A 21234-nucleotide genomic window follows, 5' to 3' on the forward strand; every position below is an offset into this window, starting at 1 on the left:
GTCACTCCTTATTGAAAGGTCAGAGTCCAACTGTTGATGGTGCCTGTGTCTCTTCTGGCACTGTCCACCGCTTTTAGTTCCCATGTACCTTGCGATTCAAAACCAGAAAAATCCGCTTGGAACGTATTTTTTATATCGTTAGCGCTGCCGCCAGTATTATTGTGAAGTACAACTTCTCCACCAGTCGGTGACGTTAAAGTCACTCGTAGATCACCGATGTAAGTGTGGCTAATATCAACGTCAATACTTACTGTGCCTGAATCACCAGAGCGATCGACTTCTACTGCACTGATTGCGCCAGAAGATTTATTATCTGGAATCGCAACAGGGCTGGTATTTGAGAAGCTAGAGTCCGAAGAGCTACCACCATCAGGTCCATTACAGCCAGCGTCCAAGAACAGCTTCGCCGCTTCAGCATTAACTAGGCCGTGGCCAGTACGGTTGTCTCGACCAGCAACATCAATATCTGTTGCAGTTTTCACTAGGGCATTACGTACTTGCGCTGCTGTACAGGTTGGGTGGTAACTCCACACCAAGCCAGCTACGCCCGTTACGTGCGGTGTCGCCATTGATGTACCATTGTAGTACTCGTAATCTTCACCAGAGGTTGTTGCAACAGTAATTTCCTGACCAACATACCCCAATAGCTCTTGACCAAATGCACGATCAACCGTTACCGAAACCATACGATAAGCGTTGTTTGTGTCTACCAAGAAAGGGTTTTGTAAACCAGGTAGTTCAGAGTTGCTGTATACGATTGCAGCTCGCGCACCCGCATTGTAACAAGCCTGAACCGCATCTACTTCAGGGTAGTTTCCTGAAGACTGGTTGCCGATACGCTCAGTCAAACAAATTTTGCCCGACATATCACCACAGTTAAAGTTACCGCCAGAGACATCACAGCTATCTAGCGTTGCAGTTACTGAACCCGCGATTGGATCCGGAACATACGAAGAACCGTTATTGATCAAACGATTGTGAGGAACAATCCCACGATCAAACTGACTGACACCATTCAAGGTAATATCAGAAAGTTTACCTTCACCTACCGTAACCGTTGATAAGATCGCCACACCCGGGCCTGAGATCTCAACTTGATTAGTAGATTGTGAGAACGCTGCATGATCATTTTGATTATCAACAGCCGCAACAGACATCACTGAGTCATAAGAAGCTGGATAGCTGTGCGCTGTATTGCCATCATTACCCGCTGCGGCGATCAATAGAACGCCTTGATCGTAAATATTTTGCAGTGCATTTTGCTCAGTTCGGCTTGATTGACTACCACCAAGGCTCATGTTCACAACGTTAGCACCATTATCGGCACAGGTTTGGATTGCTTTAACAAGCCCAGATGAGTAACCCCAACCCGATTCGTTAAATACTTTCACGATGTGCAAATTCACATTCTGGTTTGGCATCACACCCTTTACACCTTCGGTGTTGGCAATCGCAGCAATCGTACCCGCGACGTGAGTACCGTGGGCATTGTTGTTACCCGGATCACTCCATGATCCCGTACCACTATCGTTAGTACCAGCAACGCGGTTTCCGCTTAGGTCGTTGTGCGAAATGTCGTACCCTGAATCGATAATACATACAGTGCGATTACCCGCATTGAAGTCAGCTAACAGTTGAGCATTAACCGCTTCATATCCCCATGGAGTCGTTTCGCTGAGCAAATAGCGAGGTGGATCGACTTCCACGTATTCCACATCACTACGGTTGCGAAGCGGCTCTAAGTCATCGCCATCCAATTCAACGCTGTAAATGGCGCGATTGCCCAGTTTTTCCACCTTACGTGCCTTCACCTGTTCTAGAACAGACTCCTGCGCGATTCGTGGCCCCCAGAATGAGTTACCCCCCATTGAAGAACGGCTGACTGCATCTTCTTTGAATTTGACGATGTACTTCGTCGGTAACTTAGATTCATCAAATCCCATTGGTGGAGCCGCAAACGCTGACATCGAAGTGGTCAGTGCTATTGCTACGGCAGACAACGAAAATAAGCCTTGTTTTTTACTTGTTGTGTAGTGCATTTGCCCTATTCCTTATTTGAGCTAATTTTTATTCACTATATTCTCATGAAAAGTCATCATCATGATGTTTACATGAGAGCTTCAGCTATAGTTTACAGAGCAAAAATGCCAAACAATTTGTTTCATGAATATACAAATTTGTACAAAAGATCATTCAATAAACACTTTAAGTTAACATTAAAAATCATCGACAAAACCTTATAAAGCAATTACTTAATTAACAAAAAGTGAATGTTAAATTAATGTTAGTGAGTAATTATTCTAAATATCACCCATTTAATCGATTGCTATGCTGAATGGATTTTTTGACCGTGGTGCCAAAACTGAAATATTGAATATTTAGTTGTTGACTGTCTTGAGCATTTACTCAGAATTAGAAGGTTTAGTGAGAAAAATTCTCATCTAAATACTGTTATAGCCGAGCGTATTCACGCATTCGGAACAATAACCATTACAAGAAGAGTGAATGATGAAAAAAACAATCACACTATTAACTGCATTACTTCCGCTTGCCTCCGCCATTGCAGAGGAGCCAACTTTATCACCGGCAATGGTTTCTGCGGCTGAAGTGGTTAGCGCGCAAGAAAATCAAACTTATACGTACGTTCGATGCTGGTATCGTACGAGCCACTCTAAGGACGATGCGGCTACCGATTGGAAATGGGCAAAAAACAAAGATGGTAGTGACTTCACTATCGATGGTTATTGGTGGAGCTCTGTTTCATTTAAAAACATGTTCTACACCAATACCTCACAAAACGTAATTCGCCAGCGTTGTGAAGAAACACTAGATCTAGCGAACGAGAACGCAGACATTACATTTTTTGCTGCCGACAATCGTTATTCTTATAACCACACGATCTGGAGCAATGATGCTGCAATGCAACCAGATCAGATAAACAAAGTAGTGGCTTTAGGCGATAGCTTGTCTGATACAGGCAACATCTTTAACGCGTCCCAATGGCGCTTTCCTAACCCGAATAGCTGGTTCTTGGGTCACTTCTCAAACGGTTTTGTTTGGACGGAATACGTTGCTAAAGCCAAAAACTTACCGCTATACAACTGGGCAGTTGGTGGCGCAGCAGGTGAAAACCAATACATCGCGCTAACTGGTGTCGGCGAACAAGTTTCTTCTTACTTAACCTACACAAAGCTTGCGAAGAACTACAACCCTGCTAACACATTGTTTACGTTAGAGTTTGGTTTAAATGATTTCATGAACTACAACCGTAGCGTGCCGGAAGTAAAAGCGGATTACGCTGAAGCTCTGATTCGTTTAACAGACGCTGGCGCGAAGAACTTCATGTTGATGACACTGCCAGATGCAACCAAAGCACCACAGTTCAAATACTCAACACAGGAAGAAATTGAAACGATTCGTGCGAAAGTATTGAAGATGAACGAGTTCATCAAAGCACAAGCGATGTACTACAAAGCCCAAGGCTACAACATCGCATTGTTTGATACACACGCACTGTTTGAGAAGTTAACCTCGGCACCAGAAGAACACGGTTTCGTAAATGCAAGCGACCCTTGCTTAGACATCAACCGTTCATCCTCTGTTGACTACATGTACACTCACTCATTACGTTCTGAATGTGCAGCATCTGGCGCAGATAAGTTCGTGTTCTGGGATGTGACTCACCCAACCACAGCAACGCATCGTTATGTGGCAGAAAAAATGTTAGAAAGCAGCAATAACTTAGAAGAGTTTCGCTTTTAATAAGCCGTTGTTGTTCATTGCAAGTTAATCTGCATAAAAATGACCACGATGCTTCGTGGTCATTTTTTATCGATATCGACCCCCGATAATGGGTTTATTTGAGCTCGCTTACTTCAAGCCGTTGATTTAGAGACGTTGACTTTGAGCAGTCTCATTCAGCGTTCTGTTTTGGTACGTTACCGCGGAAGCTGTTCACCATAATAGAGATCAACGTCTTTAAGGTTTCATCATCACTGCGGTATGAGTAGGCTCGTATACCCGTAAACTGAACCTGGAACAACTGAGCAAGAAGCAATGTATCCTGGGCTTCAATTTCGCCATTCTCGATTGCTCGCTCAAACAGCTTTGCAAGAAAAGATTCAAATTGGTTTGCTAAGCTGTTTGTTTGATTGCGCAGCGCATTAAAATCCTCAGCAAATTCACTTGCTGATTTGACTAACATGCACACTTCACTGGGATTGGAGTCTCGCTGATTGATAACCACATCAATCGCGAAAGCTTCTATTGCATCTAGAACCGTTGTGTTCTGAGCTAAATGCAACTCAAACAGGGCTTGTAAGTTCGCAACGTACATTTTTAGCGCTTCACAATATAGCCCCTCTTTTGACCCAAACGTCGCATAAATACTTCCAGGACGCAGATTCACGCTATCTTGTAAATCACGTGTAGATGTTGCATGAAAACCTTTCTTCCAGAATAGATCCGAGGCGGCTTTCACCACTTCATCACGTTGGAATTTCTTTGTATTCGCCATGAGCAATTATCAATTTTGAACATATGCTCAATTTTATATTGAGCGACCGCTCAAAATCAACTATCCTGTTCTTGCCTAATCCGCTCATATCCAATTACAGGAGATTTAAACATGGCAGAATTTAAACTGTATACCGCAGAAAACGCACCCGAAGGATCAAAGCACCTGATTGAAAATTCAGTCAAAGCGTTTGGCATGCTACCAAATCTTCATGCTGTTATGGCTGAAGCGCCAACCTTACTTGAGGGTTATCAAGTTGTGCATGAGCTCTTTCAACAAACATCATTTAACGCAGAAGAATTGACCGTCGTATGGCAAACCATCAACGTTGAACATGGTTGTCACTACTGCGTTCCTGCTCATAGTGCGATCGCGGCGTCAATGAAAGTGGATCAGGAGATTGTCGATGCTCTCGTCAACCAAACTCCATTGGCAGACGAAAAACTTGAAACACTACGAGAGACAACGCTTCAAATGGTGCGCCAACGTGGTGTAGTGGAAGAGTCTCAGATAGAGAAATTCTTTGCGGCGGGTTACGGACAGCAGCAACTGCTTGAAATTGTTCTTGGTCTAGCGCAAAAAGTGATGAGTAACTACACCAATCACCTAGCTGACACACCGGTTGATGCACCTTTCAAGAAGTTCGCCAAGTAACTTAAGCTTTTATTACTGGTCCCATTCATGGGACCAGTAATACCTTCAAAAAAGGCTTTGTTGCATGGCGCTTCGCTAGTGTGAGCTGACCCCTAATTACAACGGCGCAACATCGGTTCCTCCTAAAGACTGGTAAAGCGTAACCTGAGTGAGAAACTGGTTGTAACGGTTCTCCAACAAAGAAGCTTGCGCGTTTCTGGTATCTTCTTGTGCATTCAAATAGTCCATGATCGATGTCGAGCCATACTGATACCGCGCAGCATAAATGAACTCAGCGGCACTCGCGGCATCATACTGTTCTTGTAAACGCGCCGCCTGATACTTCAATTTCTCGCGTGCCGACAAGGCATTTTCGACATCTTGGAATGCGGCGTACAACACTTGGCGATAGCTCACAATGGCCGATTGATAGTCTAAATCGGCAATGGCTTGGCTATTTTTCATCTCATTCCACTGCAAAAACGGTAGCGTCATATCCGCACCTAAGCTGCCAATCGGGTTGGAAAGCAGGTCTTTGAGCGCTTGTGACGATCCACCCAGAGCCCCAGTAAGCGTCAGCTTGGGCAAATAGTCCAAATCTGCTGCGTCTTTATTTGCTAGCGCGGCTTTGACGTCATAAATCGCTGCTTTAATGTCGGGTCTGCGGATCAATAAATCAGACGGAGCACCAACACTCAACGATGGCATATCGCCTTCAGGCAGCATTTGGATGTTTGCACTGATGCTCTTCGGCGGTTGATTGAACAAAATCGCAAAGGCGTTGTTTGCCTCAAGTAAACTCTGTTCAAACTCACTTTGCTGCGCTTGTAAGCTTGCCAACGTACGTTTGGCTTCAAGCACATCTAACTGATCCACAGCGCCAAGTTGGTACTGTTTTTCAATCAATTGTAGCGTTTGAGCTGCGTCTTCCACATTACGCTGACTGAGGTTTAAACGCTGTTTCAGATAGCCGATTTGCCAATATAACGATGCCGTCGTTGCCACCAAACTTTGTGCGGTCGCCTCGCGATCTTGTTGACTTGCCATCGCCGTCCACTTGGCTTGGTCAACGTCCGCCGAGATTTTTCCCCACAAATCCAACTCGTAATTGACGGACAAGTTAGTGCTGTAGCTATCTGCCGATTCCCCGCTATCAAGAGATTTTTGAACTTGTCCTGATGTGGAAGAACTCAACGTAGGGAAAAGGTCATCTTGCGCTAAACCCAGCTGTAAACGCGCTTTCTTTAGCGTTAGCGTTGCCAGCGTCAAATCGTTGTTTTGAGCCAACACCTGAGTAATGTATTGATTAAGCGTTGGGTCGTTAAACGCCAACCACCAAGGATCCATACTGACATCACCCGCAACATGCATCTGTTGCCAATTTGCAGGCACTTGCACCTCAGGAGCTTGATAGTCGCTACGCATAAGCGAACCACAACCTGACAACCACACTGCGCTTAAGGCAGCCGCGACCAATCGAGTTTTGAATTTCATTGTGTTACTCATTTTTAGTCTCTCGCTAGCGCTTCTATTGGATCGAGTTTGGCGGCATTGCGAGCGGGTAAAAAGCCGAAAGCGATGCCAATCAACGTTGAGCAAATAAACGCCCAGATGATCGAGTTCATTGAGTAAATCATTTGGAAGCTGCTGCCAGATGTACTGAATGCAAAACCAATCAAAAACGCCAACCCAATACCAGCAATACCACCACACAAACACACTAGTACCGCTTCAATCAAAAACTGACGCAAAATATCCGCTTGCCGCGCACCCACAGCCATTCGCACACCGATCTCTTTCGTGCGCTCTGTCACCGACACCAACATGATGTTCATTACGCCAATTCCGCCGACAATTAGGGAGATCACCGCAATCGCTGAGATCAGTAACGTCATGGTTGCGGTGGTTTTCTCTATGCTCTGACGAATGGTGTCAGTGTTAATCGTGAAGAAATCTTCTGTACCGTGGCGCATTTTTAACAAGTTGATGATGCTCTGTTCTACCGCTGCGCTTGGGGCGTTCTCATCAATCCGTACAGTAATGCCGTTGAGGTAACGTTGTCCCATCATGCGCCCAGACATGGTGGTGTATGGCACCCAAATTTTCAGCGCGTCGCTGTTGCCAAACGCGTCTTCTTTTTTCTGCGTGACACCCACAATACGCACTGGCAATGAACCTAGAAAAATCACTTCACCAATCGGATTTCTATCTGCAAACATTTCCTTTCTGGTGTTGTCATCAATCACTGCTTCTTGGGCGAGTGAGTTCACGCTCTCTTCATCCCAAAACTGACCTTTGGCGATCTCATAACCGCGCACACGGAAATAATCTTCCCCAACCCCTTCCACAGACGCAGTTGCATCCTGATTGGCGTAACGCACGGTTAAGCTGTTGGATAAAGACGGCGTGACACTGTCGACAAAAGGTAGACTCTCCAACGATTTAGCATCGTCGGCGGTTAGCGTTTTCACTCGTCCGGAGCGGCGGTCACCAAACCCTTTGCCCGGCCTGACATCAATGGTGTTTGTTCCCATGGATGAAATATTCGACAAAATTTGCTGTTGTGAACCATTACCTAGTGCCACCACGGAAACCACCGAGGCTATACCAATAATGATGCCGAGCATGGTCAAAAACGTGCGCATTCTGTGGCTAGACATCGCTAGCAGCGCCATTTTTAGCGCGTCAATAAAACTGTCCCACTTCCACCACTTACTGGCGGCTTGCGCTGGGCGATGAAAAGACGCGCTCGGTGTCTTTGCTGCTTGCTCATTGATTACAACTTGTGCATTTGGCGTATCTGCAATGATTTCACCATCTTTGATTTCAATGATGCGATCCGCAAAGTTCGCCACGTTCATATCATGAGTCACTAAGATGATAGTATGCCCAAGTTGATGCAACTCTTTAAGCAGTGCCATCATCTCTTGCCCACTGTGACTGTCTAGTGCGCCAGTGGGCTCATCGGCGAGAATCACCTCACCACCGTTCATCAGTGCACGAGCAACACTCACGCGCTGTTGCTGGCCACCACTCAGTTGGCTGGGCTTGTGGGTCAAACGATCTTCCAGCCCTAAGCGAGCCAATAACGACTGCGCTCGCTCCGTTCTTTGACGATGAGGAACTCCCGCGTAAACCGCTGGTACTTCCACGTTTGCCACCGCGGTTAAATCCCCCAGCAAATGGTAACGCTGGAATATAAAGCCAAAATACTCGCGGCGCAGTTCCGCCAGTTGGTCGGATTCCAACGTCGATACATCTTGCCCATTAATGAAGTATCGACCGCTGGACGGTTTATCCAAGCAGCCGAGCACATTCATCAGTGTCGATTTACCTGAACCTGATGCCCCCACGATCGCGACCATTTCACCGCGTTTTATCTCTAAATTAATGTGGTTCAACACGGTAAGCGACTCGTCGCCAGAGACAAATCGTCGAGTTAAATCCTCAACTTTTAAAAGCACGTCACTCATCTTAGAACCTCATCGGAGGTCGACGACGATCACCTCGGCTTGATGATTCTCCATCCATAGCATTGCCAAGAACAACTTGGTCGCCCTCCTTCAAACCTGAGAGAATTTCTGCGTTCACTTTGTTGTTAATACCCACTGTCACGGGCTTTTGCACCACTTGGCCCTGTTCAAGCACTGGCACGGTATAGTTGCCTTTGCCGCCAGATTTTTGCAGCACTTGTGAAGGGACAATCAAGGTATTTTCCGATTGCTCAAGGACAATCGAAACTTGCGCAGTCATGCCGATGCGCAAAATACCTTGCGGGTTCTTCACATCAAATACAGCGTTGTAGTAAATGGCGTCGCTATCTGAAATGCTCAAATCGCTGTCATCGCCATCCATGATGGTTGGCCCCGGCTCAATGGCGCGCAATGTGCCTTTAAACTGCTGATTCGGTTTGCCTAAAATGGTGAACAGCGCCGTTTGGCCTGGGTGAACAAAAATCACATCAGCTTCCGAGATTTCGGCTTTCACCGTCATCGTATCTAACTTAGCTAACTCGATAATAGTTGGCGTGGTTTGATTGGCGTTTACGGTTTGTCCTTCTTCCACCGCGGTGTAGACCACCGTGCCATCCATCGGTGCGTTGATGGTGGTGTAACCGAGATCTAACTGCGCATTGTCGACGTTGATTTTGGCTTTCTCGATTTCGGCATCCAGTTGCGCTAACTCGGCTTTGTAGATGGCGAGCGTCGCTTCGGCATTCTCGTAATCAGCTCGTGAGCTCGCTTTCGCTGCCAACATGCCTTTTTGGCGCACGTATTCATAGTTTGCTTGTTTAATCTGCGCTTGCTTAGCCTGGTACTGAGCGTTGAGACTATTAAGAGACGCTTGGGCTTCTTTGAGGCTGTTTTGCTGAGTCAGGCTGTCAATCTGTGCAATCAAGTCCCCCTGTTTTATCTCATCCCCTAAGTTCACAGCGAGGCGTTGAATTTGCCCAGATACTTGCGCACCTACATTCACCAATTTGGACGCTTGCAACATGCCGTTAGCTAATACCGCCTTTTCGATATTGCCTTTGCGAACGACTTCTGTCGCGTAAGGAGAAATGGGTTCTGGACGTTGCAGATAATGATAACCACCAGCACCAAAAGCAAGTAGGCCACACAAAACGAGCCATTTTTTATTGAGTTTCATAGCAGGAGTGAAGTAAATAATCGTTTTGATTTTATACTGCTATTTGTCTTAGCCGTACAGGGTACGAGACGTAAAGATAGGTAAATTAACGTCAAGAAACTGAATGAATAACTTCACTAACGTGAAAAATCAGAGATATTATAGTCACTTCAAAACTTTATCATTCAATAAATATAACAAAGATCATTTTTAATATATAAATTCAAGTTATAAGTATTATAAACAAAACTTTTAAATACTAACAAACCAGTAAAATCCAAAATTATTCAACATTCCATTAATTTAAATTTCATGATGGCCATTTTGATGATTGAATTTAAAGAGGAGTTAAGTGACAAGTTAAATAAAAAATACCCACATAACACAGGTAAGACCGAGAGGGGTGTGTCATGTGGGTTTAAAACGATAGTTCTCTTGCTGATTCGAACTACCAACGTTGGGATGCAATGGAAATACAAATGACTCAGAGTTTCCATCACGGACACTTTATCGCTGGATTTCCCTCTATTTGTTAGGGAACAGTCAGCACAATAAAAATAGAGAAGTAATACCGCAAAAATAAAAATAGAGGTTCAGGGTTTAATTTACACTTAAATAACTACTATATTCACGCCATGAAGCATTAATAAATTCAACAATAAATATTTATTAAGTTAAATTTACTTATTGTCAGCACACTGTTAGTTTTACTCTTAAATACACTGGTCAGATTTGTTTATTTTACTAATTTTAGTTGCAATACAACTTCTAATTAATTCATGAGAAAAACATGCAGCGACAATTAACTCTTTCACCGATTTATTTATTAATCGGGTTAGCCTCCTCGACGGCGTATGCCGGTGGTTTTCAAATTAACGAACATTCTGCGACGGGTCTTGGTCGTGCTTTTGCTGGTGATGCCGTCATTGGTGATAATGCATCTGTAGTCAGCCGCAACGCCGCAGCGATGACGCTGTTTAAACAAAATGCCTTATCGTTCGGTGTCACTTACGTCAAACCTGACGTTACCGTTAAAAATGCGCAATATCATCGAGCTAACATTAATGCAGATGTCAATGTTGGTATGGGCGGTTTTCCTCCGTCCCCTCAAGTTGACATTACCCCGTCCTTCTCTCAAACCGTGACCGACATTGATGACGTCGATGGCGTTGGTCAACCAGCCGTTGTACCCAATTTTTACTTTATTCATCCTATCAACGACGACTGGTATCTAGGCTTATCGGCATATTCCAACTTCGGAACCGACATGGAGTTTAAACCAAACTATGGCGCACCTGTTTTTGGCGGTGTCACCAGCGTAGCGAGTGTCAACCTTGGCGCAAGCTTGGCATACAAGGTGAACGACCGTTTTAGTATCGGTGGTGGTATTGATGTGATTTACGGCTCTGGTGAGCTGTACCGCGATATGGACGTGGGTGTTTGCGTTGGTGGGAACATACTTGGAAACGAACTAGAACAACGCTGTGGATCCGTAAAAGGCAACGCACTTGATGTGGAAGCTGGCGGCATTGGGCTTGGCGCGAACATTGGCATGATGTACGAGTTTAACGAACGTCATCGCTTAGGTTTAAGCTACAAGCACAGCCCTAACATAGATGCCAAGGGCGACATCCACTTTGCTGGCGAATCGTACGACTCGCTTGCTATGCCGCTACCGGATATTGCGGAGTTTTCCGGTTATCACCGCGTCTTACCTAAATTTGCCCTGCACTATTCTGTGCAGTGGATTGGTTGGTCAGCATTTGACAGCTTGAAAGCTGATGATCAGTTGCTAAAAGATTTTCAGTGGCAAGACTCCGCGCACTACTCCATCGGTGCGACTTGGTACGCCAATGAACGTTGGACACTTCGCACGGGTTACATGTTCGACAAAACACCTGTCGATGAGCTGACTTCGCTTTCTATTCCAGATTCGAACCGTCACTGGTTATCTGCGGGGGCCTCTTACCAATGGTCATCAGATACCACGGTTGACATCGGCATGACGTACTTGATTGGTGAAGATGTCAACGTAGAAGAGTACGCGTATGAAGGTGTTCCTGCACCGATGGTGACGGGCGTTACCCATTCAAACGCGTTCCTAATTGGTGCCCAACTCAGCCACCGTTTCTAATTTGTCAGGCAGTGATCAAACCTCTAGGTCATTGCCTTGTAACAACGCTTATCAAAGCGACCGAACAGAGACATTATTATGAACAAAACACTACTTGCTTTTTCACTCTCACTTCTCACTCTAAGCGCGGCTCAGGCTTCGGAATGGGGCTATGGCAATGACAAACACGGGCCAGAACACTGGGGAGAAATCGCCAAAGACTGCGCAACCACGAAAAACCAAAGCCCAATCAACATCGACAACCCAGCCGATGCAAAACTGGAAGCACTGAACCTTTCGTACACTGGTCAGGTCATTGGTTTAACCAACAATGGTCATACGCTGCAAGCGCAAGTGAACGGACGTAACAGCTTCACCATCGATGGCGAGACGTTCGAGCTGCAACAGTTCCATTTCCACACACCATCAGAAAACCAAATCAAAGGCCGCCAATATCCACTTGAAGCGCACTTTGTACACGCCAACGCAGACGGCGAGTTGGCGGTAATTTCGGTGATGTTTGATGCTGGCGATCAAAACGCAGCGCTGTCTAAACTGATCAACGCAATCCCACAAGAGAATCAAACCACCTTCTTTAAAGATACTTTTGAGATTAACGACTTACTGCCAAAAACTGCAAACTACTATCGATTTAACGGCTCTTTAACCACACCGCCATGTTCAGAAGGTGTGCGCTGGTTTGTGCTTAAAGACACTCAAACCTTATCCAAAGATCAAGCCGCGAAACTGATGGAAGTCATGGGACAAAACAATCGTCCGCTGCAACCGCTAAATGCGCGCGTTGTACTTTCTAACTAATCGCCATATCCGATAGGGGGCATCGTATTTGCCCCTTATTTTGATTCGCTCTAACCTCACTTCGTTACAGGAACCCCCGATGAAAACTCCATCTGTTCTGTCACTCTTACTCGCACTCGCCCCGACATTCGCCTTCTCTCATAACCTTTCTGTCGGTCAAACCACCCCTTCCGTCAGCATTGATACCGATGGCGAAATGACGCTGCAAGGAAACGATGTGGCTTATCAACCTTGGGCAACTCAGCAGATGTTAGGCAAAGTCCATGTGATACAAGCCATTGCAGGTCGTAGTAAAGCCAAAGAGATGAACGCGCCGCTGATGTCAGCAATCACTGCCGCTCACTTTCCTGAAGATCAGTATCAGACCACAACCGTGATCAACCAAGAAGACGCCATATGGGGAACCGGTACATTTGTAAAATCGTCGGCAGAGGACAGCAAAAAGACATTCTCTTGGTCTTCCATGGTGTTAGACAAAAATGGCGTATTAGCAACAACTTGGGATCTGCAGCAAGAAAGTTCTGCGATTATCGTACAAAATAAACAAGGTGAAATTTTATTCGTGAAAGAAGGGGCTTTAACTCAAGACGAAGTCACACACGTCATCGAACTGATTAAACAGAATATCTAAACCTAAGGTAAGGAAAAGCTATGAAACTGTTCAACACCATCGCACTCTGTCTTTTAGCGGCTGTAGCCTCTTTCCAATCGGTTGCAGGAGACAACGATTGGGACAAGATTGCAGATAAGACCGTCAGTTTTAAATCGGAAACCGACACAGTCAATCCACTGTCACCATTTGCTAACGCTCGTTTCAGCCACATAAAAATCAAATGTACACAAGGTACGGTCGATCTGAAAAGCGTTAAAGTAATCATGAAAGATGGTCAGGAAAAGACGTTCGACAGTTTAGGTGTTCTGACTAAAGGCATGTCATCAAGAAGCTTAAGCCTACCAACAAAAGATAACGCGAAGTTAGACAAAATCGAGTTGAACTATGAATCGGTTGGCAGCACTGCGCTGCAAGTCGCGGGGGTGACTAAAAAAGCGCAAGTGGAAATCTTAGGTAAGAAAATCGACGAGTAAGCGATGGCTCAACGAACTCACCCAAACTAAAAACAGCGGCACTAGGCCGCTGTTTTCATTAAAAATCGTCATGGATAACTAAATGAATTTCTTCAGCTTCGCCAAACCATAAGCGGCGATGGTGACACAATCTTTGATCGTGCCGTCGATCATCATCTGTTCGAACTCCTCAACCGAAAAAGCGCGAGTGATCAAATCCTCTTCTTCACTGTCGAGTTGATTGCCCACGTCCGTTAAATCAGTGGCGAAGTAGACGTGACATGTCTGATTCAAAAAGCCGTATGCGATAAACTGCGCGCCGACATACGCCATAGCGCTCGCCTGCATGCCCGTTTCTTCACGCAGCTCGCCTTTGGCAAGCTCAAGATGATCCGCATCTGGGTTTGATTCCCACGCCCCTTGTGGGATCTCCCAACAACGTTGACCTACGGTGTAACGGTACTGCTGAACCAAGTGAATCATCCCGTTATCGATAGCCAGAATCGCAGCACAATCAGGTTTGTCGACCACACCATAGATGCCCTCTGCGCCGCTCGGACGTAAAATTTTGTCCTCACGCACCGTCATCCACTTATTCTGGTAAACGACTTTGCTGTCTAGCTGTTTGATGTCTGACATGATTATTCCTTGATTTTTCTGAGGGTTACTGCGGAATAATACCCGATTCGGTTACGCCACCAAAATGTTCTTTAGTTCACTCAAAGACTCAACGGTGTAATTTGGTGCGATACGCTCATCGACGCTTGCGCCTGTGGTATTTAACCAGCAAGTTTCAATACCAAAATTATTACCACCCAGAATATCGGAATGCAGGTTGTCACCCACCATCAGTACGCGCGTTTTGCATGGGTTGCCCATTTGCTGCATCGCGTATTCAAAAATACCTAAGTCCGGTTTTGCTACGCCCACTTGTTCAGAGATCACTACTTTATCGAAGTACTCAGTCATCCCTGTGCGCTCAAGGCGAATTGCTTGCAACTCTGTAAAACCGTTGGTGATGATGCCCATTTTGGCTTTGCCTTGCAGCGCTTCCATCAGCTCTTTTGCACCTGGCAACAAGCTGCAAATATCGGCCATTGCTTCTAAAAATGCGCTATTGAGATCTGCTGTTGTGGTATTCAGCTTCTCAGCCCACTCGGTAAAACGCTTATGTTTTAGCTCATCTGCCGTTACTTTGCCGTCTTGGTAATCCACCCAAAGCGGTTTGTTTACGGTTTGGTAATGAGCAAAATCTTGTTCAGTAAAATCTACGCCTTTGCGAGAAAACATAAGCTGCAAACCTTTGAAAGCATCAAAGTGGAATAAGGTTTCGTCAGCGTCAAACAGGATCCAATCGTACTTCATTTTCTTCTTCCCAAAATCAAGGTCGTAATACTGGTGCATAGTCTAGATTGTTTTCTTCTTGAAGATAATCTCTATAATTGGAAATTAATTGTATCCTTGTGCTCAACAATAAATGCTTCACGATAATAGGAGATTGATGTGAACGCGATTGCCTCCCTGCCCGTTTTTGTTGCTGTTGTCGAATGCGGCAGCTTTTCCCTTGCGGCCAAACAGCTGAATCTGACGAAATCGGCGATCAGCAAACGCATCAACCAACTAGAAGACGATTTGGGCATTCGTCTCCTTAACCGAACTACGCGTAAGCTGAGCCTGACCGAAGCGGGAGAACGCTATTTTGAGTACGCTTCTCAAGCGCTCAATCTGGCCCAGCAAGGCGTAGACGCGGTATCGGAACTGCAAGGCTCTCCACAAGGTCGGCTCAAAATTACCGTGCCGATGTCTTTCGGTGTGCTGCATATCGCGCCTTTGATCAGCGAGTTTCTCGCTCGTTACCCGAAAATTGAAGTGGATTTAAACCTCGAAGACAAAATGGTCGATTTGGTTAAAGACGGTTTTGATTTGGGGATCCGTATTGGTGAACTCACCTCTTCCAATCTAATCGCAAAACGCCTCGCCCCTTGTAAAAGTGTGCTTTGTGCCTCGCCAGATTACTTAGCGGAGTTTGGAACACCACAAAAACCAAGTGATTTAGTCAGTCACAACTGCCTGCGCTACTCCTATTTCCGTGGCGGCGTCGAATGGATGTTCATCAACAACGGCAGCGAATACAAGGTGCTTCCAAAAGGAAACTTTATCGTCAATAACAGCGAAGCCATTCGCCAGTTGCTGTTGAGAGGTTCGGGCATTGCGCAACTGCCGACGTTTATTGCAGGAAGAGACTTTGCCGCAGGAAATCTAAAACCGGTGATGGAAGAGTATTCTCTACCAGAACACGCCATTTATGCGGTGTTCCCTGAGCGCAAGCACATGCCGTTGAAAGTAAGAGCCTTTATCGATTTTATCAGCGAAAAACTCGGCACAGATTTACCTTACTGGGATCGTTACAACAGCCCAGAAAAATAACCATATTGATGATAAGTGAGTGAGATTTCACTACTGACATGTTCTGACATTCCATCCGCGTAACCTTCTTTGGAACTCAACAGGCAATCCGCCAAAACCAATAAGGAATCACAATATGGAAACCGTTATCGAAACTGTGCAATTTCGTCTAACCGCAGGCACAACAGAGCAAGACGTGATCGCCGCTGCCAAACAGTCACAAACGTTTGTGAAGAATCTGCCGGGCTTTTTGTATCGCTCACTCAGTCACGAAGCGACGGACGATGTGTGGACAGACATCATTTACTGGCGTTCAATGGACGATGCAAAACAGGCGGGAAAACAGCTTAAGCAAGCCGCTGAATTTCAGCCTCTGTTATCAATGATTGACTGCGAAAGCCTCGAGCTTATACATCACAACTTAAAAATGTGCAGTGAGCTAGAGAAGTAATCAGCCACACTACTACTAACAACCAGTAGGTCTAGATAAGGAACATCATGAGCAAATCAGAACGACTGTTTGAGCTACTGACGCTTTTGCGCGCAAAGCGTTACGCCGTGACAGCGAAAGAGCTCGCAGAAAGAATGGAAGTCAGCGAACGTACGATTTATCGCGATATTCAGTCGTTGCTTAGTTCTGGTGTTCCTATTCAAGGTGAAGCAGGTGTTGGCTACCTGTTGCAAGCTGGCTCTCATCTGCCGCCTTTGATGTTCTCAGAAAAAGAGATGATGGCGCTTGAACTGGGTATGCGGATGGTTCGAGCCTGGTCGGATGTTGAACTCGCCGAAGCGTCTCACTCTGCGTCCACCAAAATACTTTCGGTATTGCCCGATAAGCTCAAACAACAAGTGGAAGATTGTCCGCTGATTGTGCCCGATTATCACACCCAATCCGAGACTGCCAAACGAGGGCAGCTTCTGCGCCACGCGATTGATCATCAGTTTAAGGTCAGTTTGGATTACCAAGATGAAAGCGGACAGGTGACCGAAAGAAAAATCCAACCGTTAGGCCAGTTCTTTTGGGGCAAAGTCTGGACGCTGGTCGCCTGGTGCGAATTGCGCGATGACTACCGCCAGTTCCGCCTCGACCGTATCCAAGCACTGCGTATGCACGATGAAGAGTTTCAGAGTGCGGAAACCAAATCTCTCAAACATTATATTGCGCAGTATGAATCGAAAGATTGAGTGTTCTTCATCCTTCCATCACAAGGATTCTAAATTGCTCTGCTCAATGCGCGATATTTGGAAAGGCACATTTAGTTAAACTAATGTTTCATTTTTAACAGATGCGCAACCAACCTAAGATCGTTAACTTAAGTAGCACGTCAACCACACCGGAGCGTGAAGCTATGAAAGTACTGATTCAATACACCCAAGCAGGGAAATATCGAGATCAAGCGTGGGAGTCTTTAACTCTTCGATCTAAAGGTGATATGCAGGCAGTTACCCCTTCTTATGCTGCCCAACTTATCGAACAAAGCAAAGCGACACTTGTGATGACTGAGGAGCAACAAATCGTTATTCATCCATAACCGACTATTAGCCTTGTTTAACCAACCTTTGTTAGTTGTGCAAGGCTTACATCTCGCCATTACACGTTATCCATTTTATACACGACCAACTATATTTACATAAAAATCAATAAAATAGTTCTTATTTTCGTTCTCGACACTCCTTAAAAACGCCCTTACATTCATAGCTAAGATATAGGTTATCTGTTAGTCTCTTTATTTCTTCATGATAAAAATTAGGATAAAACCTTTGAAAAAGCATCGGTTTATTATAAGGATAGGTGCAATATGCAATTGATCTGGAACATTATTGGATACTTAATGTTCTCTGGTGTATTAGTTATTTTTTTTCAAACATTCTTTATAGGTATCATGCACCTTTTAATGCCAAAAGACATTGTCAATAGCTACTTTAAAGAACCTTATTTTAACACTTTCGAACTAGCTCTATTTACAGGTTGGCCTTACGCATTTTTCCGAACATTGATGTTTGTTCGTTTAATCGTTCAACCTAACTCAGGTAAAAAACGAAAGTTACCCGATGTATCCCAAGAGGTGCCTAGGTGGTACCGTCTATTATCCTTCATTTTAATATGGGTAATTATCATAAACTCTACAATGTTAGCGCTTGTATTTTTTATCGCAGGTTTTTTATCATTAGCAGATCATGTATGACCTTTACCTATCCAATTAAGTCTAATGTCACACTTTAAATGTAAATAACATTAAGAATTTCACACAAATAATAAATACATCAGCTAATTTATGGCTTTTTAAAATGAAAGTCTAGAATGCAAAAAAAATAAAATTTTTAAATATAGTTTCTTGTTAATATCTATACAAATAAATTATTAGCTAGAGGTGCTCTGTGTCGGGATCTTTTAAGTATAAAATAAAAGTCATGATAACTTATCACCTATTATATTAAACATGTATGGTGCTCCATATGGTAGCAAGGACTATCAGATGGTACTGACTCATATAATGACATTAAACAAGCATATTTCAGATCCTAACCGCATTAGAGCAGGCGATATCATTTGGTTATCAGCTCTACCCAAATCAAGCTCTCAACTTAAAACTCAAAGTAACAATGCGTTACCTCCTAAAAGTATCGCGAAGCTAGGGACCTACCCAGCGTCTAAACCTCAAATGCCCAGCACTCCTCCCCATAAAGTTTTGCCTCCCAATCTTCTCAGCTACAATCAACCTCCAAAATCAATCTCAAATCAAGTTCCACCGCAACATGCTGACATGTTTTGGGCGTTGGCATGGCTGGAAAACAACGCCAATATGATTACTATTCCAGGAGGTACCTTGATGGGTGCTACAGGGAACTTGATGAGTAAAGGAAATATTAAGCTCATTGAGAACATCAACGACCTTTACGCAAACTATAAAAACGGAGTAATAAGTAAAGGACAATATGATGGTCGACGTAAAAAACATTTAGACCTACTAAAGAAAAATGTTGGCCCTATGGAAAAGCTGCTATTTGGCAACAAAACGACTCACCAGTCTATTCGCATAGCTCGAAGTGGAGGGTTACCTGCGAATGCTCATATAGTTAAACAAGCCGAAAAACTGAATAAAATAGCTCAAGCATCTAAAGTGGGCGGACATGTTTTAGTCGGTGTTGGTCTGACGGCTTCCTGCATTCAGATTGCGAATACACAAGACCAACATGAGAAGAATGAAATTTTTGTTGAGTCAATAACTAGCACAGCTGTAGGAATGGGTACCAGCGCGTTAGTCGGTCTATTTTTAGTATCAAACCCTATTGGCTGGGGGACTGCCATTGTACTCGCTGCCGGTTCAACGGCTGTAGGTTATGCATCCGGTAAAGTGGCAAAAAGCTTTTATAATTCAATTGAAAGCAAGCCAAACTTAGTCGCTAGTACTGGAATAGAGTCTATATGCAGCAAGTAATCACATTTCTTTTTTACACTTTAATGACTGGTGTGATTATTATTTTCTTACAAACCATTTTTATCGGTGTCATGCACTTTCTGATGCCGAAGGAGATTGTTGGAAACTATTTTAAAAAACCATATTTTAATGAATTTGAGCTTTCTTTATTCACAGGGTGGCCTTACGCATTTTTCCGAACATTGATGTTTGTTCGTTTAATCGTTCAACCTAGCTCAGGTGAAAAGCGAAAATTACCTAATATTTCTAGAGAAGTACCAAAATGGTATCGTTATTTGTCGATTCTATTACTAGGTATTATCATTGTTAACTCTGTTGTCGTTGCCCTGACTTTATCAATTGGTGCCGTTCTTTTAGCAATTGAGTGAGGAATTAACATTAAAATATAACGATGTACTCGACGAAGAGAGCTCAGTCTGAACTCTCTAATCGCCAGAGTTATTGCATACTAACCTCTACTATTCTTCGTTGAGACGGCGAATCAACTTAGCTGGCGTGCCTCCGTATAGACAATCTGGCTGCACATCATGGTTAACGACCGAGTTCGCCGCAATCACCGAGCGAGCGCCAACTGTTACACCTTGGTTGATGACGGAATTTCCGCCAATCCACACATCATCTTCAATCGTGATAGGTTTACAAAACGTTTCCCAACGTCGACGACTTCGGTAATCAACAGAATGAGAAGCGGTATAAAATTGCACGCTCGGTCCAATGAGCACGTGGTTCCCGATGGTAATTTTGGCACCATCGAGCATGACCACGTTCATGTTGATAAAGGTTTCTTCACCTATTTCGATGGTCTTACCAAATTCACAATGAAAAGGGACCTGGACAATACAACGGCCTACCTTGCCAAATAGCTGCTTTTGCAATTCGTCGCGCTGACTTTCGTCGGTGTTATTATTGAGTGCTCTAAGTGCTTGAAGAGCATGGCTTCTAATGGCGTCAATTTCTTTGTCCATGCCATCAAAGACCTGGCCAGACATCATTTTTTCTAGTTCTGTCACTGGAAGACTCCTACAACCTGCAATTACTGCTTTCAGACTCCTCACAAGGTACGTGAATTGCAAAATAAAAAAAGAGAAAAGCCCGGACTTTTCTCTTTCCTGTTTTTATATTTTGTGGAGTTTGTCGACTTACACAATTTCCCAACTGTGGGTCATCTCAACACCTTCGCCTAGCATTAAGCAAACCGAGCAGTATTTTTCTAGCGAGTCAGCCGCCACTTTTGCTACGACTTCTGGGTCAAGCTCGTCACCTGACACTTCAAAGTGGATATTCACTTGCGTAAAGATACGCGGCGCGGTTTCACGACGCTCTGTGGTTAGCTTGGCATTAACTGACGAAACCTTTTGGCCTGCTGTTTTCAAACCATCAACAACATCGACAGAGCTACAGCCACCAGCAGCCATTAGTACCATTTCCATTGGGCTTGGTGCGGTTGCACCACCATTGCCATCCATCACTACGGAGTGGCCCGACTGAGATTGCCCAAGGAATTTAAAATCTTCTATCCATTTAACTTCAGCTTGCATGATTTACCTCATTTAGCATCGCTTATTCAAGGCATCGTTGCCCTTACTAGCGGTGTGTTTCTTGTCGATACTTTA

Annotated in this window: 22 protein-coding genes; 13 read left to right on the forward strand and 9 right to left on the reverse strand. The window is 44.5% G+C overall.

Annotated features, from left to right (window positions below; genetic code table 11):
• Window positions 1-8: 8 nt before the first annotated feature.
• Entirely contained in the window at window positions 9-2039 is a 2031-nt protein-coding gene (locus R7O12_RS07610) for a S8 family serine peptidase (protein WP_025768035.1), read from the reverse strand.
• Between the two features lie 466 nt (window positions 2040-2505).
• Here R7O12_RS07610 and R7O12_RS07615 point away from each other — a divergent pair, with 466 nt between their 5' ends.
• A complete protein-coding gene (locus tag R7O12_RS07615) occupies window positions 2506-3762 on the forward strand; it encodes a type 2 secretion system lipase (RefSeq protein ID WP_104980377.1) in 1257 nt (418 codons plus the stop codon).
• A gap of 151 nt (window positions 3763-3913) precedes the next feature.
• Here R7O12_RS07615 and R7O12_RS07620 read toward each other — a convergent pair whose 3' ends face one another.
• Window positions 3914-4516, reverse strand: a complete 603-nt coding sequence (locus R7O12_RS07620; RefSeq protein ID WP_005384344.1) for a TetR/AcrR family transcriptional regulator — start codon at window positions 4514-4516, stop codon at window positions 3914-3916.
• A gap of 111 nt (window positions 4517-4627) precedes the next feature.
• On the opposite strand from R7O12_RS07620, the gene R7O12_RS07625 reads away from it, so the two are divergent.
• Window positions 4628-5170 carry a carboxymuconolactone decarboxylase family protein gene (locus R7O12_RS07625; RefSeq protein WP_005374097.1) on the forward strand — a complete coding sequence of 181 codons (543 nt, stop codon included), beginning with the start codon at window positions 4628-4630 and terminating at the stop codon, window positions 5168-5170.
• A 96-nt stretch (window positions 5171-5266) separates the two neighbouring features.
• On the opposite strand, the gene R7O12_RS07630 is transcribed toward R7O12_RS07625, so the two are convergent.
• Genes R7O12_RS07630 through R7O12_RS07640 form a run of 3 tightly spaced genes read right to left on the reverse strand, consistent with a single transcriptional unit; the run spans window position 5267 to window position 9799 of the window.
• Window positions 5267-6643 (reverse strand): efflux transporter outer membrane subunit, encoded by a 1377-nt coding sequence (locus tag R7O12_RS07630; protein ID WP_165439084.1) that lies wholly within the window; start codon window positions 6641-6643, stop codon window positions 5267-5269.
• 14 nt (window positions 6644-6657) lie between these two features.
• Window positions 6658-8622 (reverse strand): MacB family efflux pump subunit, encoded by a 1965-nt coding sequence (locus tag R7O12_RS07635; protein ID WP_029855402.1) that lies wholly within the window; start codon window positions 8620-8622, stop codon window positions 6658-6660.
• Window position 8623: 1 nt separating this feature from the next.
• A complete protein-coding gene (locus tag R7O12_RS07640) occupies window positions 8624-9799 on the reverse strand; it encodes an efflux RND transporter periplasmic adaptor subunit (protein ID WP_149192187.1) in 1176 nt (391 codons plus the stop codon).
• Window positions 9800-10568: 769 nt separating this feature from the next.
• Between R7O12_RS07640 and R7O12_RS07645 the strand changes: the two genes are divergently transcribed.
• From R7O12_RS07645 to R7O12_RS07660, 4 genes are all read left to right on the forward strand, one after another.
• A complete protein-coding gene (locus tag R7O12_RS07645) occupies window positions 10569-11912 on the forward strand; it encodes an OmpP1/FadL family transporter (RefSeq protein ID WP_005497916.1) in 1344 nt (447 codons plus the stop codon).
• A 78-nt stretch (window positions 11913-11990) separates the two neighbouring features.
• Entirely contained in the window at window positions 11991-12710 is a 720-nt protein-coding gene (locus R7O12_RS07650) for a carbonic anhydrase (protein WP_020841751.1), read from the forward strand.
• A 79-nt stretch (window positions 12711-12789) separates the two neighbouring features.
• The gene (locus R7O12_RS07655; RefSeq protein ID WP_053307146.1) at window positions 12790-13341 is read left to right on the forward strand and encodes a YtfJ family protein; all 552 of its coding nucleotides are present in this window, start codon (window positions 12790-12792) and stop codon (window positions 13339-13341) included.
• A 20-nt stretch (window positions 13342-13361) separates the two neighbouring features.
• Window positions 13362-13796, forward strand: coding sequence for a hypothetical protein (locus R7O12_RS07660; RefSeq protein ID WP_005480927.1), 435 nt, complete (start codon window positions 13362-13364; stop codon window positions 13794-13796).
• Window positions 13797-13874: 78 nt separating this feature from the next.
• Here the strand turns inward: R7O12_RS07660 and R7O12_RS07665 are convergent, their stop codons facing one another.
• Window positions 13875-14414: an NUDIX domain-containing protein gene (locus R7O12_RS07665; protein ID WP_017635078.1), complete on the reverse strand. Its 540-nt coding sequence runs from the start codon at window positions 14412-14414 to the stop codon at window positions 13875-13877.
• A gap of 51 nt (window positions 14415-14465) precedes the next feature.
• Window positions 14466-15140, reverse strand: coding sequence for a pyrimidine 5'-nucleotidase (yjjG, locus tag R7O12_RS07670; protein ID WP_005374109.1), 675 nt, complete (start codon window positions 15138-15140; stop codon window positions 14466-14468).
• Window positions 15141-15278: 138 nt separating this feature from the next.
• Here yjjG and R7O12_RS07675 point away from each other — a divergent pair, with 138 nt between their 5' ends.
• The 7 genes from R7O12_RS07675 (at window position 15279) to R7O12_RS07705 (ending at window position 19989) form a co-directional block, all read left to right on the forward strand.
• The gene (locus R7O12_RS07675; RefSeq protein WP_005384329.1) at window positions 15279-16202 is read left to right on the forward strand and encodes a LysR family transcriptional regulator; all 924 of its coding nucleotides are present in this window, start codon (window positions 15279-15281) and stop codon (window positions 16200-16202) included.
• A gap of 115 nt (window positions 16203-16317) precedes the next feature.
• Complete coding sequence (locus tag R7O12_RS07680) at window positions 16318-16632, forward strand: hypothetical protein (protein ID WP_318125730.1); 315 nt, start codon at window positions 16318-16320, stop codon at window positions 16630-16632.
• A 47-nt stretch (window positions 16633-16679) separates the two neighbouring features.
• Window positions 16680-17366, forward strand: coding sequence for a helix-turn-helix transcriptional regulator (locus tag R7O12_RS07685; RefSeq protein WP_005374113.1), 687 nt, complete (start codon window positions 16680-16682; stop codon window positions 17364-17366).
• A gap of 164 nt (window positions 17367-17530) precedes the next feature.
• Window positions 17531-17713 (forward strand): hypothetical protein, encoded by a 183-nt coding sequence (locus R7O12_RS07690; RefSeq protein ID WP_021035913.1) that lies wholly within the window; start codon window positions 17531-17533, stop codon window positions 17711-17713.
• 267 nt (window positions 17714-17980) lie between these two features.
• Window positions 17981-18367 (forward strand): hypothetical protein, encoded by a 387-nt coding sequence (locus R7O12_RS07695; protein ID WP_017819737.1) that lies wholly within the window; start codon window positions 17981-17983, stop codon window positions 18365-18367.
• 291 nt (window positions 18368-18658) lie between these two features.
• The gene (locus R7O12_RS07700) at window positions 18659-19621 is read left to right on the forward strand and encodes a glycine zipper family protein (RefSeq protein WP_318125731.1); all 963 of its coding nucleotides are present in this window, start codon (window positions 18659-18661) and stop codon (window positions 19619-19621) included.
• Complete coding sequence (locus tag R7O12_RS07705; RefSeq protein WP_005374128.1) at window positions 19609-19989, forward strand: hypothetical protein; 381 nt, start codon at window positions 19609-19611, stop codon at window positions 19987-19989. Before R7O12_RS07700 ends, R7O12_RS07705 begins: the two co-directional genes overlap by 13 nt.
• A 90-nt stretch (window positions 19990-20079) precedes the next feature.
• Here the strand turns inward: R7O12_RS07705 and R7O12_RS07710 are convergent, their stop codons facing one another.
• Window positions 20080-20631 (reverse strand): sugar O-acetyltransferase, encoded by a 552-nt coding sequence (locus R7O12_RS07710; protein ID WP_170896879.1) that lies wholly within the window; start codon window positions 20629-20631, stop codon window positions 20080-20082.
• Window positions 20632-20760: 129 nt separating this feature from the next.
• Complete coding sequence (locus R7O12_RS07715) at window positions 20761-21159, reverse strand: OsmC family protein (protein ID WP_005374132.1); 399 nt, start codon at window positions 21157-21159, stop codon at window positions 20761-20763.
• Between the last annotated feature and the right edge of the window lie 75 nt (window positions 21160-21234).

This window comes from Vibrio sp. Vb1574 (assembly GCF_033338675.1).

What these genes read in the sequence shown, in the direction of transcription:
- R7O12_RS07630 (WP_165439084.1), bottom strand. Translation starts at nt 6,643, where the DNA reads ATGAAATTCAAAACTCGATTGGTCGCGGCTGCCTTAAGCGCAGTGTGG.
- R7O12_RS07625 (WP_005374097.1), top strand. Translation starts at nt 4,628, where the DNA reads ATGGCAGAATTTAAACTGTATACCGCAGAAAACGCACCCGAAGGATCA.
- R7O12_RS07690 (WP_021035913.1), top strand. Translation starts at nt 17,531, where the DNA reads ATGAAAGTACTGATTCAATACACCCAAGCAGGGAAATATCGAGATCAA.
- R7O12_RS07665 (WP_017635078.1), bottom strand. Translation starts at nt 14,414, where the DNA reads ATGTCAGACATCAAACAGCTAGACAGCAAAGTCGTTTACCAGAATAAG.
- R7O12_RS07685 (WP_005374113.1), top strand. Translation starts at nt 16,680, where the DNA reads ATGAGCAAATCAGAACGACTGTTTGAGCTACTGACGCTTTTGCGCGCA.
- R7O12_RS07650 (WP_020841751.1), top strand. Translation starts at nt 11,991, where the DNA reads ATGAACAAAACACTACTTGCTTTTTCACTCTCACTTCTCACTCTAAGC.
- R7O12_RS07655 (WP_053307146.1), top strand. Translation starts at nt 12,790, where the DNA reads ATGAAAACTCCATCTGTTCTGTCACTCTTACTCGCACTCGCCCCGACA.
- R7O12_RS07715 (WP_005374132.1), bottom strand. Translation starts at nt 21,159, where the DNA reads ATGCAAGCTGAAGTTAAATGGATAGAAGATTTTAAATTCCTTGGGCAA.
- R7O12_RS07635 (WP_029855402.1), bottom strand. Translation starts at nt 8,622, where the DNA reads ATGAGTGACGTGCTTTTAAAAGTTGAGGATTTAACTCGACGATTTGTC.
- R7O12_RS07640 (WP_149192187.1), bottom strand. Translation starts at nt 9,799, where the DNA reads ATGAAACTCAATAAAAAATGGCTCGTTTTGTGTGGCCTACTTGCTTTT.
- R7O12_RS07645 (WP_005497916.1), top strand. Translation starts at nt 10,569, where the DNA reads ATGCAGCGACAATTAACTCTTTCACCGATTTATTTATTAATCGGGTTA.
- R7O12_RS07620 (WP_005384344.1), bottom strand. Translation starts at nt 4,516, where the DNA reads ATGGCGAATACAAAGAAATTCCAACGTGATGAAGTGGTGAAAGCCGCC.
- yjjG (WP_005374109.1), bottom strand. Translation starts at nt 15,140, where the DNA reads ATGAAGTACGATTGGATCCTGTTTGACGCTGACGAAACCTTATTCCAC.
- R7O12_RS07615 (WP_104980377.1), top strand. Translation starts at nt 2,506, where the DNA reads ATGATGAAAAAAACAATCACACTATTAACTGCATTACTTCCGCTTGCC.
- R7O12_RS07660 (WP_005480927.1), top strand. Translation starts at nt 13,362, where the DNA reads ATGAAACTGTTCAACACCATCGCACTCTGTCTTTTAGCGGCTGTAGCC.
- R7O12_RS07705 (WP_005374128.1), top strand. Translation starts at nt 19,609, where the DNA reads ATGCAGCAAGTAATCACATTTCTTTTTTACACTTTAATGACTGGTGTG.
- R7O12_RS07695 (WP_017819737.1), top strand. Translation starts at nt 17,981, where the DNA reads ATGCAATTGATCTGGAACATTATTGGATACTTAATGTTCTCTGGTGTA.
- R7O12_RS07610 (WP_025768035.1), bottom strand. Translation starts at nt 2,039, where the DNA reads ATGCACTACACAACAAGTAAAAAACAAGGCTTATTTTCGTTGTCTGCC.
- R7O12_RS07700 (WP_318125731.1), top strand. Translation starts at nt 18,659, where the DNA reads ATGGTACTGACTCATATAATGACATTAAACAAGCATATTTCAGATCCT.
- R7O12_RS07680 (WP_318125730.1), top strand. Translation starts at nt 16,318, where the DNA reads ATGGAAACCGTTATCGAAACTGTGCAATTTCGTCTAACCGCAGGCACA.